We start from the raw sequence: 865 nt of genomic DNA, 5'->3' as shown, positions 1-865 counted from the left end.
ACCGGAGGGGCGCCGGGGGCGGGAATCGCGCACTCCATATTTTGTTCACAAATTAATTAACTGGGCTCCAAGTTGCTCAGAGTCGCACATATGGTCATAAACCTCGGACAGACCGTATGACCTCGGGAATCTTGCTGTCCACTGTAGACATAGCATCTTTATACCCTCGTCGGTCTCCGCTAGTTAGCCCATCATAAATTGAAGGACAACGTTAACAAACCTATAAAACGCCAGCGGGGGCTCTATCACTAATTAGATAGAGCCCCCGCTGGCGGAGTGTATTTGATTGAAACAACGCCCCTTAATTGATTTACTGGAAATAAGGAGCAAAAGATCCGTCCGGATATACGTGGCGACAGAACCCCGGAGCCGGCTGAGCGCCACCAGAAAGCGACATAAACAAAAAGATCGGCTCTACCTCACCGCGAGCAACAACGATGCCCTCGACCAAAGTCAATCCGAGCACGCCTAAAACAGAAAGGGCAAATGTTAGCTTATAAAACGCAAAAAAGGGGGAGGCCGCGAGGCCTCCCCCTTCTTCAAGTCTTGCGACGGCTCGGTGCCGTCCACCGGTCAGCGGCGCCCTGGCCTCCCACGGGCTCACCCCGCAGTACTCTCGGCGCGATGGGGCTTAGCTTCCGGGTTCGGAACGGGACCGGGCGTGCCCCCCATGCTCTGGCCGCTGACCGGTGGGCGGCGCCCACCGTTACGGTGTCCTGGGTCTCATCTACGTGCCCTGGGGGCCGCATGGCGCATAGGAAAGATCTGACTCGGGGGCATCCTCGTGCCCGGACCGCGCTTTCGAGCGCGAAGTCCCGCGGGCCGCGAGGTGCGGTTCCGGAAGAGCTCGGGCGATTAGTGCGGC

Annotated in this window: 1 rRNA gene; it reads right to left on the bottom strand. The window is 58.2% G+C overall.

What is annotated here, in order from left to right:
- Positions 1-571: 571 nt before the first annotated feature.
- Positions 572-687: ribosomal RNA gene (rrf, locus tag DWW51_RS10160) — 5S ribosomal RNA — on the bottom strand.
- Positions 688-865: the final 178 nt, after the last annotated feature.

The sequence above is a fragment of the Collinsella sp. AF15-51 genome (assembly GCF_003462845.1).
Classification (GTDB): Bacteria; Actinomycetota; Coriobacteriia; order Coriobacteriales; family Coriobacteriaceae; genus Collinsella.
Note: the sequence above shows the minus strand (reverse complement) of the source record. Positions and strands in the feature narration are given on the sequence as shown.